The organism is Mesorhizobium sp. B2-4-6 (genome assembly GCF_006442775.1).
Lineage (GTDB): Bacteria > Pseudomonadota > Alphaproteobacteria > Rhizobiales > Rhizobiaceae > Mesorhizobium.
In genome coordinates this window covers 320874-334320 of sequence record NZ_VFVI01000005.1, presented here as the reverse complement: position 1 = coordinate 334320, position 13447 = coordinate 320874, and the positions used below count along the sequence as shown (strand labels likewise).

The following is a 13447-nucleotide window of genomic DNA, read 5'->3' as shown; positions in this document are numbered from 1 at the left end:
GCTCGCGCCCTATTGCATATCCTGGTCGCCGTCGCTCCCATCCGAGCCGGCGCAGCTCGGATCGCTCAGCTTGCAGTTGGCGTCGGACGTGAGCTGCTTTATGCGCTGGTTGGTCAGCTCCGTCAGGCACTCCGAAACCTCCATCGGCTGGATGGAGCCGCCCTCGCTGTCGGCGGTCGAATAGGCGCATTCGGCGTCGCGAAAGGCGAGCCAGGCGCGTTGCGCGGTCTGCAGCAATTTGTTGGCCTTCTGGTCATTGTCGCCGACAAGTTCCTTGTACGCGGCGTTGAGCTTGGCATCGGCGGCCTGGTAGTCGGCATCGGCGCAAATGTTCAGCATCGACTGGCTGTCGTCGTTGCGGTCGCAATCCTCGGCAAAGGCGGCCGGGGCGGTCGCAAGCAAGACCAGACAAGCGGGCAGAAAGAGACGGCGCATGGGGAATCTCCAGTCGCTTGGGCCTGGATCACCATTCCAGTCGCCCCACCATTCCAGTCGGCCTTGAGTCGCGCAATGCCGCGCCGCGCGGATGGCGAATATTTGATATGCCGCGCCACTTGTGGCATTCGGACATCGTCACGTGGTTGACACGGACAACACTCCTCGTTTATGAGCCACCGCAAGTTCAAAGGCGCGCTTTTTCCGGGCGCGCCTTTAAAATTCGGCCCGGGACGGGCCCTGACCGAACAGGCAAGACCATGAAGATCAAGAATTCGCTCAAGGCGCTCAAGGCGCGTCACCGCGACAACCAGCTGGTTCGCCGCAAGGGACGCATCTACATCATCAACAAGACCGCTCCGCGTTACAAGGCGCGCCAGGGCTGAGACTTGCTGCGCGCGGCGCGACCACGCCGCGCCGCTGATGTCGAGTGCCGGTTCGCCGGCCCTCTCACGCTAAAATCACTTTGACGATCCGCCGCCCGGGATTAGATTCCGGCGATGCGGATTCGTTTTGCATTTCTCGCCGCCCTTTTGCTGTCCGGCACAGCTTTGCCTGCAGGGGCAGAAACGGTGCCAGGCGCGCTGCCTCCAGATGAGGCGCCGCCACCCGCCGCCACGCCACCGCCGGCCGCTCCGACCAAGCAGGGTCGCCTCGACCAGCTCTTCGCCGAGTTGAAGCGCGAGCGCAACGAGAAGGCGGCCGAGCGCATCGCTGGCCGTATCTGGAACGAGTGGAACCAGTCCGGTAGCGCCTCGATAGACCTGATGATGCAGTGGGCGCAAAAGGCGACGGAAGACCAGAAATTCGACGTCGCGCTAGACTTCCTCGACCAGGTGGTGACCCTGCAGCCCGATTATGCCGAAGGCTGGAACCGGCGCGCCACCGTCCATTTCATGATGAAGAACTACGGAAAGTCGATGGCCGACATCGACCGCACCTTGCAGCTCGAGCCGCGCCATTTCGGCGCGCTCTCGGGGCTGGCGCAGATCATGGCCGAGACCGGCCACAAGCAATCGGCGCTGGAAGCCTGGCAGAGGGTGCTCACCATCTACCCCATGATGCGCAGCGCCCAGAACCAGGTCTCGACGCTCTCGGAAGAGTTGGCCGGCGAGGGGATTTAGGCAATAGGAATTGGGCAGTAGGCAGTAGGGAAAGAGAGCTGCCTACTGCCTACTGCCTACTGCCTACTGCCTACTGCCTACTGCCTGAACCAAACTTCCTCCCCACCCGTATTTCCCCCCATGAACCTCATCTGCGCCGCCTTCCTTTTTCTCGTCGCTCTCCTCTTTGCCTTCGCCGGTGTCACCCGCGCGGGCGTCTGGTCGATCGAGCGCCGCAATCCACCCGTCGGCGGGTTCGCCGAGATCAACGGCGCGCACATCCACCACGTCCATATCCCGACGACGGCCGGCGCCGATCTGCCGCCGGTCGTCTTCATCCACGGCGCCAGCGCCAATCTGAAAGACCAGATGCTGCCGCTGAAGCCCCTGCTCGAGGGCCGCGCCGAAATGCTGTTTCTCGACCGGCCGGGCTTCGGCTGGTCGCAGCGTGGCGATAATGAAACGCTTGTCGCGCAGGCGGACACCATTGCCGCGCTGATGGATCGCCTTGGCATCGCAAAAGCGGTCATCGTCGCCCACTCCTTCGGCGGCGCGATCACCACGGCCTTCGCCCGCCAGCATCCGGACAAAACGCTCGGCCTCGTCTTCCTGGCTCCCGCCACGCATCCCTGGCCGGGCGGCGCGACCGCCTGGTACTACAAGCTCACCGCCATGCCGGCGATTGGCTGGCTGTTTTCCGAAACGCTCGCTTATCCGGCCGGCATGCTGCGGATCGGCAATGCGACGGCTTGCGTCTTCTCGCCCAACAAACTGCCGGACTTCTATATCGACAACACCTCGATCCCGCTGGTGCTGCGGCCGTCCGCCTTCCGCGCCAACGCCCGCGATGTCGCCCAGCTCTATGACTATGTCCGCGCCGCCTCGCCCGCTTATCGCGAGATCAAGGCGCCGACGGTCGTCATCTCGGGCGATCGCGACAAGGTGGTTTACGCAACGATCCACTCCATCGGCCTGGAACGCGACATTCCCGGCGCCGAACTGGTCTGGGTCCACAATCTCGGCCACAAGCCGGACTGGATCGCGTCCGACCTCGTGGTCGGCGCGATCGAGAAGGTTGCCGGTGCGCCGATCGACCTGCAGGCAATGGCAAGAACGGTGGAAGGCCGGATCGCCGGCGACGCCTACAACGACGGCAAATGCCCCGACATCAAAGTGCCCGACGCCGAGCTCGCGCCGACCTGATTTTTGGGAAATTAGCTCCTGAATGCCACGGCGGAGACGGTTAGGTGTGTCGAGATTCAGGTCAGGCCGAGTCGAAAGTAGTGGCTTCCGAGAACCGGAGCGGAGCGTACTTTAAATACGTGAGCACTGGAAGCGCAGGTAGCCGCTACTTGCAGGCCGGCCTCACCTGAATATCGGCATATCTAATGCGCGTCCGATCCCAGATACGCTATCCGCAGCATATTGGTCGAACCGGGCGTCCTGAGCGGCACGCCGGCCGTGATGATCACCCGGTCGCCCGGCTTGCCGAAGCCTTCTTCCAGCGCGATCCGGCAGGCCCGGTCGACCATGTCGTCGAGGTCGGTGGCATCCGGCGAGACGACGCAATGCGTGCCCCACAGCAGCGACAGGCGACGCGCCGTGTTGAGGATCGGCGACAGCGCTACGATCGGCACCTGCGGGCGCTCGCGCGCGGCGCGGAGCCCAGTGGTGCCCGATGCGGTGTAGGAGATGATCGCCGACAGTTTCAGCGTCTCGGCGATCTCGCGCGCGGCCAGCGAAATGGCGTCGGCCCCGGTGGCCTCGGGCTCCGAGCGCTGCGCGTTGATGATGCCGGCATAAGTCGGGTCGGCTTCGACCTTGGTGGCGATGCGGTTCATCATGGCGACCGCTTCGACCGGATAGGCGCCGGCCGCGGATTCGGCCGAAAGCATGATCGCGTCCGCGCCTTCGAAGACGGCGATCGACACGTCGGAGACCTCGGCGCGGGTCGGCACGGGCGCGGTGATCATCGATTCCAGCATCTGCGTGGCGATCACCACCGGCTTGCCGGCGCGGCGCGCCGCGCGCGTGATCTGCTTCTGGATGCCGGGCACCGCTTCGATCGGCATCTCGACGCCGAGATCGCCGCGGGCGACCATCAGCGCGTCGGAGAGCTCGATGATTTCGGGGAGCCGCGCCACCGCCTGCGGCTTCTCGATCTTGGCCATGATCAGCGCGCGGCCGCGCGCGATCTTGCGGGCCTCCGCCAAATCCTCCGGCCGCTGCACGAAGGACAGCGCCACCCAGTCGACGCCGGTGGCGAGCACCGCATCGAGATCGGCGCGGTCCTTCTCGGTCAGCGCGCCGACCGGCAGGTCGGTGTCGGGCAGGCTGACGCCCTTCTTGTCGGAAATTCCCGAGCCGGCGACGACCGTGCAAGTGATCGACTTGCCGTCGCTCTTGACCGCCTTCAGCTCCAGCTTGCCGTCGTCGATCAAAAGTCGGTGACCGGCCTCGACCGAGCTCAGAATTTCGGGATGCGGCAGGAAGACACGGCTGGAATTGCCGGCCTCCGGATTGTTGTCGAGCGTGAATGTCTGCCCTGGAGTCAGCGCTTCCTTGACGTTGGCGAACTTGCCGACCCTGAGCTTCGGGCCCTGCAGGTCGGCGAGGATGCCGATCGGCCGGCCGACGGCTTCCTCGACGGCGCGGATGCGGCCGACCAGCGTGCGCATCAGCTCGTGGTCGGTATGGCTCATATTGATGCGGAAGACATCGGCGCCCGCTTCGAAAAGCTTCTTCAGCATCTCCTCGGAGGAGGAAGCCGGACCGATGGTGGCGAGGATCTTGACCTTGCGGTTACGTCTCATTGACTGTTTGTTCCCGGAGCGGGGGCCGCTGCTGGCGCGCCTCCCGTTGCGGGCTCGTCGGTCAGCTGGACCATCCAGCTGGCCTGCTCGCCCGTGTCATATTCCTGAAATCCGGCGCGCTGGAAGCCCCGGGCGACGCAATCATTCACGCCGGCGATCTTGAACTCTTTTTCGGCGACGCACATGTTGATCGGGCCGTCCCAGCGCCCGCCGCGTTCGGCGTCTTCTGCATAAAGATAATAAAACCTTGATGACAGCGGACCTTCGATCAGCGTCTTGCAGGTCGATCCTTCGATGTGCCACCAGCCCTCGGTGATCCAGCCGGCCTTGGCGCGATAGCCGATGCCGACGCCCACCAGATTTTGCGTTGCGTTGCAAACGCGGAAGTCGGCCCGGGCCGGCGAGGTCGCGGCTATCGCGAAAAATCCCGCGCCGATGATCAGCAACGGCACGACCAGGCGCTTGCGCAACCGGCCGGCAAAACCCATCGCAGATCCCCTTGCGAACCACATTTGCATCTCTCGACGCCCCTTTTCAGCAAACTCCGGTCGCATGTCAACGCGCCGTTTTGTCCAATTCCAATCGATTTAGAAGGGCCCGTTGCGCAAATTCTCCCCGCGCCGGGGATTTTTTGCAGAAACCTTGGCCAAACAACGGCATTGCGCCGGCGTCCTCTTCGTGGAATGACGATAGCACATCGCAGCCGCCATCCCCTTTTCAGCCGATGACCCGATCCACAGTTTTCACGCCGTTCGACATTGTCGAGGGCGACCGCAAGAAAGGCGTCGTGCTTCTGGCCGATCACGCTCGCCGCGACCTGCCGGAGGAGTATGGCAGCCTCGGGTTGCCGGCGTCCGAATTCGATCGTCACATCGCCTATGACATCGGCGTCGAGACGGTGACGCGCGAGCTCGCAGCAGTGCTCGACGTGCCGGCGGTGCTTGCCGGCTTCTCGCGGCTGCTGATCGATCCCAACCGGGGCGAGGACGACCCGACCATGATCCGCCAGCTCTATGACGGGACCGTGGTGCCGGGAAATTATCCGATGGCCCCGGAGGAACGCGAGCGGAGGCTCGACCGCTTCTACCGGCCCTACCACGACGCCGTCGGCGCGATGATCGCCTCCGTCGCGCACGCCTCGGGCAAGGCGCCGTTCATCTTCTCCGTGCATTCCTTCACGCCGGTGATGCAGGGTTTTGTCCGCCCCTGGCATGTCGGCGTGCTGTGGGACCGCGACGACCGCGTGGCGCGGCCGCTGATCGACACGCTGGCCGAGGATAAGTCCCTCGTCGTCGGCGACAACGAACCCTATGACGGCGCGCTGCGCGGCGACACCATGTTCCGCCATGCCATCGCCAACGGCTACGCCCACGCGCTGATCGAGATCCGCCAGGACCTGATCGCCGACCGCGCCGGCGCTCTCGCTTGGGCCGAGCGCCTGGCGCCGATCGTTGACGCCATCGACCGGCGCGCCGATATACACCAGGTGAAGATGTTCGGCTCGCGCACCGGGCCGGTGTGAGAAGGCCGACAGGCCGGGAGTTTCCCCATGACCGAACTCAGCGACGACCAGAAGCGCGATTTCGAGGCAGCGGCCTTCCGTAGGTTGGTGACGCATCTGCGCGGACGCGGCGATGTCCAGAACATCGATTTGATGAATCTCGCCGGCTTCTGCCGCAACTGCCTGTCCAACTGGTATCGCGAAGCCGCCGAGGCAGAGGGCGTGGCGCTGTCGAAGGACGCTGCGCGCGAGATCATCTACGGCATGCCCTATGCCGAATGGCAGGCGCTCAACCAGACCGACGCGTCGGAAGCCAAGAAGGCCGAATTCGAGGCGCGGCGGCCGAAGGATCATTAGGACGCAGGCCGCCCGGGCGTCGTCATCCTAGGGCGTAGCGACGCGAAGCGGAGCGTAGACCCTAGGATCCATGCCGTTACGCTAAGGCGTTGCAGCGATTACAGAATTCTGCACCGTTGCACTCTATGTGGAGGTCACGGCATGGATCCTCGGGTCTGCGCGCGTCGCTTCGCTCCTTGCTTCGCCCGTGGATGACGAACCGGAGGGGCGTTTCGGCCAATCTCCACGGCGGCAGCCCGCCACGAACGAAAACGGCATCGGTCGTGCCCTTGGTCCAAGCGCTTCCTCGACACGGTCCTTGACTACCGATTGAATCGATCTAATTTGCCGCGCAGAGCCATTTGGCCCAGCGGAATCAGACCATGAGTGTGCAAACCACGATGCAGGCCGCGACACGCGGCCGCTGGGCCGTCGCCGGCATTTTCCTCGCCAATGGTTTCTTGACCGGCAGCTGGGCGCCGCAGATCCCGGTGTTCCTGACCCGACTCGACATCACGAGATTCACGCTTGGCCTGCTGATCCTCCTGTTCGGCGTCGGCGCCGTGATTGCCATGACCTGGTGCGGCCATCTCATTTCCAGGCATGGCTCGCGCACCGTGACGCGCTGGTTCGGCATCTGCGGGAGCTTCGGCCTGCTGATCGTGGCGCTCGCGCCCAATGTTCCCCTGGCGGCCATTGCCATGCTCATCTTCGGCGGCTCGATCGGCGGCATGGATGTCGCGATGAACTCCAACGCCGTGGTGGTTGAAAGACGGCTTTCCCGGGCGATCATGTCGTCCTCGCATGGCTTCTGGAGCCTTGGCGGCTTCGCCGGCGGCGCGCTCGGCGGCTATTCGATCCAGAACTACGGGTATCTTCCCCATGCCGTCGTGGTGACGGCGATCGCCTTTGCCATCATCGCCTTCGCCATTCGCTATCTCGTCGCGGAAGACAAGCCGCAGGCCGTCGAGCACCAGAAATTCACGCTGCCGCGCCACACGGCTGTCTATCTGGTCGGGCTGATGGCGCTGCTCACCATGATCTCGGAAGGCGCGGTGCTCGACTGGGCGGCGCTCTTCCTGCACCAGGAGCTGGGCGCCGATCTCGCGGTCGCCGGCCTCGCCTATGCCGCCTTTTCCGGAGTCATGGCGCTGATGCGTTTCCTGGGCGATGGCGTGCGCAACCGCTTCGGCGCGGTGGCGACGCTGCGCGGCTCGGCGCTGGTCGCCGCCGCCGGCATGCTGGTCGCCGGTCTCTCGCCCTCGCCTTACCTCGCCATCGCCGCTTTCGCCTTCTGCGGCTTCGGCATCGCCAACATGGTGCCGATCCTCTTTTCGGCCGGCGGCAACCAGGAGGGCATGTCTTCAGGCACAGGCATGAGCGTCGTCACCACCATGGGTTATTCCGGTATATTGGTGGCGCCGTCGGCGATCGGTTTCGTCGCCGAGCATTCGAGCTTCGGGCCGATCTTCGTCGCGCTGTCCGGGCTGCTGGTCATCGTCCTCTTGATGGCCGGGCTCGCTCACCGGGCCGAGTTCGCGCCCGAGCCCATGCCCGCCGAATAGCGTTTCAATTCTTCATGCAGGAAATCCGCCACGCGGCGGATGCGCATGCTGGTGCGCACGTCGCGATGCATGGCGAGCCACACGGGCAGAACCGGCAGTGGCAGGCCAGGCAGCACCTTCTCCATCAGCGGGTCCCGCTCCGCCAACGGCTGCTGGCCGAGGCCGATGCCGTTTCCGGCCCGCACCGCCTCCCATAGCACGATCTGGTTGTCGGCGCGGAAGCGAAAACTGCCACGGGTGACTGGGATGCCATGCTGGACAAAGGCCCTGATCATCTCGTCGCTGCGATCGAAGCCGACCAGGGCGTGGTGGACGAGATCGGCGGGACCGAGCGGACGGCCCCGTCTGTCGAGATAGGATATGGCCGCGCAGGCGCAGAGCGAAATATCGCAGACCTTGCGCGCCACCAGTTCGTTTTGCACCGGCTTGACCATGCGAATGGCGATATCGGCATCGCGGCGTAACAGATTCTCGACTTGGTTTGAGGCGACGATTTCGACTTCGACGCCAGGCTCATCGATGCCGAGCCTTGCCGTCATGTCGGGTAGCACATAGGCCGCCACCACCTCGCTGGCAGCAATGCGCACCGTGCCTTCGATAGCCTCGGCCGAGCCCAGCGCCAGACGTGAAAAAGCGCTGGCCTGCTCGCTGACGGCCTTACCTTGCTCGAACAGCGTGGCTCCCGCTTCCGTCAGCGTATAGCCGCTTCGCCCACGCCGGAACAGCGTGACGCCGAGCTCTTGCTCCAACTCCCCGATGTGCCGGCCGAGCGTCGGCTGGCTGGCGGACAGCTTTCGCGCGGCAGCCGAGAGACTGCCTGTTTCCGCGACCGTCACGAAGCTCTTGATCAGATTCCAATCCATATCGGCCATTCAATAATGAATAACAACTCTGCATCCGTGGTCAATTTCAATTCGCCGATGAGGCAACCATATTCGACCTGCAAACACCGATACGGATTGCAACCAACCAACCAGGAGTAACTGACATGACCAAGATCGCACTCGCCGCCGCCGCTCTCCTCATCGCCGCCAGCACCGCTTTTGCCGGCAGCGACAAGTTCGGCTCGAATGACGCCAGCCAGCCGGCGGTCACCGGCACCGACAAGGCACCCACCGCATCAACGAGCAAATCCGAGACGACCGACCAGACGCCGGCGGTCCCACGCAACAGCCGCGACCTCTTCGGCAACCACTGAACGTCCATACCCGAACAACCTCTGAAGCGACGGGCTTGTCCCGTCGCCTCAAACAACGGAGAGAGCAAATGACCAAGATCGCAATCCTCGGAGCCAATGGCCGGCTCGGCCGCGTGGTCGGCAAAGCCTTCATCGACGCCGGCTTCGACGTCCGCGCCGTCACCCGCACAGGCAAAGTGCCGGCGGAACTCAAAGGCGCTGCCGCTATTGCCGGGGACGCGCTCGACCGCGACTCCCTGATCCGTGCCACGCACGGCGTCGACATCGTCTTCAACGGCCTGAACCCGATCTATACCGATTGGGACAAGTGCATGCCGATGGCCGAGAACGTCATGACCGCCTGCCGCGAAAACGGCGCGCTGCATCTCTTTCCGGGCACAGTCTACAATTACGGCTCGCCGATGCCGCAGGTGATCACGGAAGCGACGCCGTTCCATCCGACCACCGAAAAGGGCCGCATCCGCTGCGCCATGGAAGCGCTGTTCCGCGGCGAGGCCGAAGCCGGCCGGGTGCGCACCATTACCCTGCGCGCGGGCGATTTCTTCGGCGGCACCGGCTCAGGCTCCTGGTTCGACCTCGTCGTCGCGGCCAAGATGGAGAAGGGCGTCTACACCGCGCCCGGCCCGGCCGACCTCGTGCATGAATGGGCCTATCTGCCGGACTTCGCCGTCGGCTTCGTCGGCCTGGCACGCAATCTCGACAAGCTCGGTTTCTTCGAAACCATCAACTTCCCCGGGCACGCCATCACCGACCTCGACATGAAGGCGGCGGCCGAGAAGGCGCTCGGCCGCAAGCTGAAGCTCTCCTTCATGCCCTGGTGGGTGCTGCGCGCCGGCAGCCCGTTTGTCGCCATGTGGCGCGAGATCGTCTCGATGTCCTATCTGCGCTTCGAAGCGCACCGGCTGGTTTCGACGCGGCTGGAGGAGGTCATCGGCGAAATCCCGCATACCCCGCTGGACCAGGCGGTGAAGGAGGCCTTGCAGGATATCGGCATTTCCGCCGCGAGTTCGCGCCAGGCCGCCTGATCAGATCCTGCCCATCAACAAGAGTATCAACAGCACGACCAGGATGACGCCGACGATGCCCGAGGGGCCGTAGCCCCACGATCGCGAATGCGGCCATGCCGGCACGGCGCCGATCAGGATCAGGATTAGAATAATTACGAGAATTGTGCCGATCGTCATGAAAAACCCTCGCCGTCTGGTTGAACTTCGAGGGAACAATGTAAAAAGCCGCCCGGGAGTTCCCTGGCGGCTTTTGCGTTGGGTTCCGAAACTGCTCTATTCCGCGGCCTTCGGGAAGGCGACTTCCGGCTCGGCGCCGGTCTCCTTGGCTGGCTCGTCGGTCGCGATCTTGCCCTTGCCGCGCCGGAACAGGCGGCTGAGCCAGCCGCGCCGCTGGCCGGGCTTCACCTTGGCGCGGGTGAACACCATCAGCATCGACGGCGTCACCACCAAGGTCAGCAGCGTGGCGAAGGACAGGCCGAAGACGATCGCCGAGGACAGCGAAATCCACCATTGCGTCGACGGCGCGTTGATCGTCGTCTCGTGATGAAAGATTTCCAGCCCGAGCCCGAAGGCGATCGGCAGCACGCCGAGGATTGCCGACACCGCCGTCAGCACCACCGGACGGGCGCGCTCGCGGCAGGTCTGCAGCACCGCGTCCATCTTGTCCCAGCCTTCCTCGCGCAGCCGGTCATAGGTGTCGATGAGCACGATATTGTTGTTCACCACCACGCCGGCAAGCGCGATGACGCCGATACCCGACATGACGATGCCGAAGGCCTCGCCTGTCAGAAGCAATCCGAGGAAAACGCCGATCGTCGCCATGACCACGCAGGACAGCACCAGCCACACGCTGGTGAACTTGTTGAACTGCGCAAGCAGCACCAGGAAGATCAGGAAGATCGCGGCACCGAAGGCCTTGCCGAGGAAGGCGCTGGCCTCCGCGCTGTCCTCGTTGGAACCGGCGAGCTTCCAGCGGATGCCGCTGCCGAGACCCATGTCGGTAACGGCCTTGGTCACCTGCTCCTGCACCGCCGCGACCTGCGCGCCGGCGCTGACATTGGCCTGCACCACCACCGTGCGTGCGCCGTCGATGCGGTTCAGGATGCCGACGGTCGGCTCGGGCTTGCGTACGACGAAGTTGGAGATCGGCACCGAACCTTGCGAGGTCTGCACGCGGAGTTCGTCGAGCGTCGACAGCGTGCGCCGGTCCTCGGGCAGCCGCAGCCGGATGTCGACGGCGTCGTCGGCGCCGGCCGGCCTATACTCCGACAGCTTGAGGCCGTTGGTCACCAGCTGCACCACCGTGCCGACCGAAGTCGGGCTGATGCCGTATTGCGCCGCCTTGGCGCGGTCGACCTCGATCGCCCAGTCGACGCCGGGCGGCGGCAGGCCGTCCGAAATGTCGATGACATTGGGGATCTTGGCGATGCGCGCCGCGACCGCCCGCGCCTTGTCGTCGAGTCCGGCCGGATCAGCGGCCGACAGCCGGATCTGGATCGGCTTGCCGGTCGGCGGACCGGCTTCCGGCACGCGCACTTCGACATCGACGCCGGGAATGCCGGCCATGACGCCGCGCAGGTCGTCGAGGATCTGGTTGGCGGACTTGCGCTCGCGCCAGTCGACGAACTCGTACTGGATGACGCCGACCACGTCTTCGGGAATGTCCTGGCCGCCGCCTTGCGTCTTGCCGACACGCGTGTAGACCGACTTCACGCCGGGCCAGCCGAGCAGGCGGTTTTCCGCCGTCTTCGTCGCCGCGTCCATTTCCGCCAGCGAGAGATTGCCGCGGGCATGGACATAGAGCAGGCCGTAATCCGGCTCGACGCTGGGGAAGAATTCGACGCCGGCGCCATATTTCGAATAGGCGAAGCCGACGCCGACCAAAAGGCCGACCGTGAGCAGGATGACGGTGATCGGGAAGCGCACCGCCTGCTTGACCACGGCCATGTACCAGCCGTCGCGGTTGCCTTCCTCGTGATGCTCCGGCGCCTTGGCGAAGATCGCGCCCAAAGTCGGCGCGAAGACCAGCGCGTAGAGCATCGAGGCCGACAGCGTCACGATCAGCGTGATCGGCATGTATTTCATGAAGTCGCCGATGATGCCGGGCCAGAACAACAGCGGCGAGAAGGCGGCGATGCGCGTCATCGTCGCCGCGATGACCGGGCCGGCCATGCGCTTGGCGGCCAAGGCAAAGGCGTCCGCCTTCGGCATGCCCTCGCTCATGCGCCGTTCGGCGAATTCTGTGACGATGATGGCGTCGTCCACCAGCATGCCGACCGCCAGGATCAGGCTGAACAGCACGATCATGTTGATCGTGTAGCCCATCATCGCGAGCAGCAGGATGCCCATCAGGAAGGACGACGGGATGGCTAGGCCGATGAGCAGCGAGGCTCGCCCCGACAGCGCGTAGAGGATGACGATGAACACCAGGATGACGGCGATCATCACATGGTTCTGCAGATCGCCCAGCAGCTGGTTGACGAAGACCGACTTGTCCTGCGTGTAGGTGACATGCATGCCCTCGGGCATCGTCTTGATGAAGTTGTCCGACACTTCCCTGACGTGGGTCAGCGTGTCGATCAGATTGGCGCCAATGCGCTTCTTCACTTCGATCGCGATGGCCGGCCTGCCGTCGAGGCGCGTCACCGTCTCGGCGTCCTTGAAGGTCGAGCGTATGGTCGCGATGTCCTTGGCCTGGACCACGGCATTCGGCGTGGCGACCACCGGCAGGTTGGCGACATCCTCGGGCTTCTCGATCAGCGACGGCACCTTGACCGCGTATTTGCCTTCCGAGCCTTCGAGATTGCCTGCGGCAACCAGGCTGTTGGAGGAAGCGACGCCCTGGATCACCTGGTCGAGCTGCAGCCCGTAGGAGGAAAGCTTCACCGGGTCGACGACCACCTCGACGAGGTCGTCGCGCGCGCCCTGCAGCGAGCCTTCGAGCACGCCGGGCACTTCCTCGATACGGTCGCGCAGCTCGCGCGCGGCCGACGTCAGCACGCGCTCCGGCACATCGCCGGAAAGCGTGACGACGAGAACCGGGAATTCCGAGACGTTGACCTCGTTGACCGTCGGCTCCTCGGCCGCCTGCGGCAGGTCGGCCTTGGCGTCCTGCACCTTGCTGCGCGTGTCCTGCAATGCCGTCGCGAGGTCGGTCTGCGGCTGGAACTCGACCAGCACGTAGCCGCCACCCTGGAAGGCGGCCGAACGCATCTCCTTGAGCCCCTTGAGGCTTTTGAGCTTGCTCTCCATCGGCCTCAGCAACAGGCGCTCGGAATCCTCCGGCGAGATGCCCTGATAGATCAGGCTGACATACATCATTGGAATCGGAACGTCGGGTTCCGCTTCCTTCGGTGTTGACTGATAGGCGACCCAGCCCGCGACGAGCAGGAACAGCAGCGCCGATATGGTGAGGCGGGCGTTGTTGATGGCGAGTCTGACGATATCCATGACTTCGGCCTGTTATGCTTCGGAGGCTGCGGACGTGCC

At 64.4% G+C, this 13447-nt stretch carries 14 protein-coding genes; 8 read left to right on the top strand and 6 right to left on the bottom strand.

Features of this window, described 5'->3' with window-relative positions; genetic code table 11:
- Positions 1-9: 9 nt before the first annotated feature.
- Complete coding sequence (locus FJ957_RS16440; RefSeq protein WP_140833042.1) at positions 10-435, bottom strand: lysozyme inhibitor LprI family protein; 426 nt, start codon at positions 433-435, stop codon at positions 10-12.
- Positions 436-695: 260 nt separating this feature from the next.
- Between FJ957_RS16440 and ykgO the strand changes: the two genes are divergently transcribed.
- From ykgO to FJ957_RS16425, 3 genes are all read left to right on the top strand, one after another.
- A complete protein-coding gene (ykgO, locus tag FJ957_RS16435; protein WP_006203764.1) occupies positions 696-821 on the top strand; it encodes a type B 50S ribosomal protein L36 in 126 nt (41 codons plus the stop codon).
- Between the two features lie 114 nt (positions 822-935).
- Positions 936-1559 (top strand): hypothetical protein, encoded by a 624-nt coding sequence (locus tag FJ957_RS16430; RefSeq protein WP_140833040.1) that lies wholly within the window; start codon positions 936-938, stop codon positions 1557-1559.
- Positions 1560-1679: 120 nt separating this feature from the next.
- On the top strand, positions 1680-2741 hold the full coding sequence (locus FJ957_RS16425) for an alpha/beta hydrolase (RefSeq protein WP_140833038.1): 1062 nt from the start codon (positions 1680-1682) through the stop codon (positions 2739-2741).
- 182 nt (positions 2742-2923) lie between these two features.
- Here the strand turns inward: FJ957_RS16425 and pyk are convergent, their stop codons facing one another.
- Together pyk and FJ957_RS16415 are read right to left on the bottom strand one after the other, a co-directional pair.
- Entirely contained in the window at positions 2924-4351 is a 1428-nt protein-coding gene (gene pyk / locus FJ957_RS16420) for a pyruvate kinase (protein WP_140833036.1), read from the bottom strand.
- On the bottom strand, positions 4348-4905 hold the full coding sequence (locus FJ957_RS16415) for a DUF1036 domain-containing protein (protein WP_181180583.1): 558 nt from the start codon (positions 4903-4905) through the stop codon (positions 4348-4350). Before FJ957_RS16415 ends, pyk begins: the two co-directional genes overlap by 4 nt.
- Before the next feature lie 170 nt (positions 4906-5075).
- Between FJ957_RS16415 and FJ957_RS16410 the strand changes: the two genes are divergently transcribed.
- The 3 genes from FJ957_RS16410 to FJ957_RS16400 all read left to right on the top strand — a co-directional run bounded on the left by FJ957_RS16410 (position 5076) and on the right by FJ957_RS16400 (position 7753).
- Complete coding sequence (locus FJ957_RS16410) at positions 5076-5873, top strand: N-formylglutamate amidohydrolase (protein ID WP_140833034.1); 798 nt, start codon at positions 5076-5078, stop codon at positions 5871-5873.
- A gap of 27 nt (positions 5874-5900) precedes the next feature.
- Entirely contained in the window at positions 5901-6209 is a 309-nt protein-coding gene (locus FJ957_RS16405) for a DUF1244 domain-containing protein (RefSeq protein ID WP_140833032.1), read from the top strand.
- Positions 6210-6571: 362 nt separating this feature from the next.
- A complete protein-coding gene (locus FJ957_RS16400) occupies positions 6572-7753 on the top strand; it encodes an MFS transporter (RefSeq protein WP_140833030.1) in 1182 nt (393 codons plus the stop codon).
- On the opposite strand, the gene FJ957_RS16395 is transcribed toward FJ957_RS16400, so the two are convergent.
- Positions 7711-8625: a LysR family transcriptional regulator gene (locus tag FJ957_RS16395; protein ID WP_140833028.1), complete on the bottom strand. Its 915-nt coding sequence runs from the start codon at positions 8623-8625 to the stop codon at positions 7711-7713. The genes FJ957_RS16400 and FJ957_RS16395 overlap by 43 nt on opposite strands.
- Before the next feature lie 116 nt (positions 8626-8741).
- Between FJ957_RS16395 and FJ957_RS16390 the strand changes: the two genes are divergently transcribed.
- Positions 8742-8951 carry a DUF680 domain-containing protein gene (locus FJ957_RS16390; RefSeq protein ID WP_140833026.1) on the top strand — a complete coding sequence of 70 codons (210 nt, stop codon included), beginning with the start codon at positions 8742-8744 and terminating at the stop codon, positions 8949-8951.
- Between the two features lie 68 nt (positions 8952-9019).
- Positions 9020-9976 (top strand): SDR family oxidoreductase, encoded by a 957-nt coding sequence (locus FJ957_RS16385; RefSeq protein ID WP_140833025.1) that lies wholly within the window; start codon positions 9020-9022, stop codon positions 9974-9976.
- On the opposite strand, the gene FJ957_RS16380 is transcribed toward FJ957_RS16385, so the two are convergent.
- Entirely contained in the window at positions 9977-10135 is a 159-nt protein-coding gene (locus FJ957_RS16380; RefSeq protein ID WP_040991775.1) for a DUF3309 family protein, read from the bottom strand.
- Positions 10136-10231: 96 nt separating this feature from the next.
- Positions 10232-13408, bottom strand: a complete 3177-nt coding sequence (locus FJ957_RS16375; protein ID WP_140833023.1) for an efflux RND transporter permease subunit — start codon at positions 13406-13408, stop codon at positions 10232-10234.
- Between the last annotated feature and the right edge of the window lie 39 nt (positions 13409-13447).

Excerpts from the sequence above, each read along its gene's own strand:
- FJ957_RS16440 (WP_140833042.1), bottom strand. The coding sequence starts at position 435 with ATGCGCCGTCTCTTTCTGCCCGCTTGTCTGGTCTTGCTTGCGACCGCC.
- ykgO (WP_006203764.1), top strand. The coding sequence starts at position 696 with ATGAAGATCAAGAATTCGCTCAAGGCGCTCAAGGCGCGTCACCGCGAC.
- FJ957_RS16430 (WP_140833040.1), top strand. The coding sequence starts at position 936 with ATGCGGATTCGTTTTGCATTTCTCGCCGCCCTTTTGCTGTCCGGCACA.
- FJ957_RS16425 (WP_140833038.1), top strand. The coding sequence starts at position 1,680 with ATGAACCTCATCTGCGCCGCCTTCCTTTTTCTCGTCGCTCTCCTCTTT.
- pyk (WP_140833036.1), bottom strand. The coding sequence starts at position 4,351 with ATGAGACGTAACCGCAAGGTCAAGATCCTCGCCACCATCGGTCCGGCT.
- FJ957_RS16415 (WP_181180583.1), bottom strand. The coding sequence starts at position 4,905 with ATGCGACCGGAGTTTGCTGAAAAGGGGCGTCGAGAGATGCAAATGTGG.
- FJ957_RS16410 (WP_140833034.1), top strand. The coding sequence starts at position 5,076 with ATGACCCGATCCACAGTTTTCACGCCGTTCGACATTGTCGAGGGCGAC.
- FJ957_RS16405 (WP_140833032.1), top strand. The coding sequence starts at position 5,901 with ATGACCGAACTCAGCGACGACCAGAAGCGCGATTTCGAGGCAGCGGCC.
- FJ957_RS16400 (WP_140833030.1), top strand. The coding sequence starts at position 6,572 with ATGAGTGTGCAAACCACGATGCAGGCCGCGACACGCGGCCGCTGGGCC.
- FJ957_RS16395 (WP_140833028.1), bottom strand. The coding sequence starts at position 8,625 with ATGGCCGATATGGATTGGAATCTGATCAAGAGCTTCGTGACGGTCGCG.
- FJ957_RS16390 (WP_140833026.1), top strand. The coding sequence starts at position 8,742 with ATGACCAAGATCGCACTCGCCGCCGCCGCTCTCCTCATCGCCGCCAGC.
- FJ957_RS16385 (WP_140833025.1), top strand. The coding sequence starts at position 9,020 with ATGACCAAGATCGCAATCCTCGGAGCCAATGGCCGGCTCGGCCGCGTG.
- FJ957_RS16380 (WP_040991775.1), bottom strand. The coding sequence starts at position 10,135 with ATGACGATCGGCACAATTCTCGTAATTATTCTAATCCTGATCCTGATC.
- FJ957_RS16375 (WP_140833023.1), bottom strand. The coding sequence starts at position 13,408 with ATGGATATCGTCAGACTCGCCATCAACAACGCCCGCCTCACCATATCG.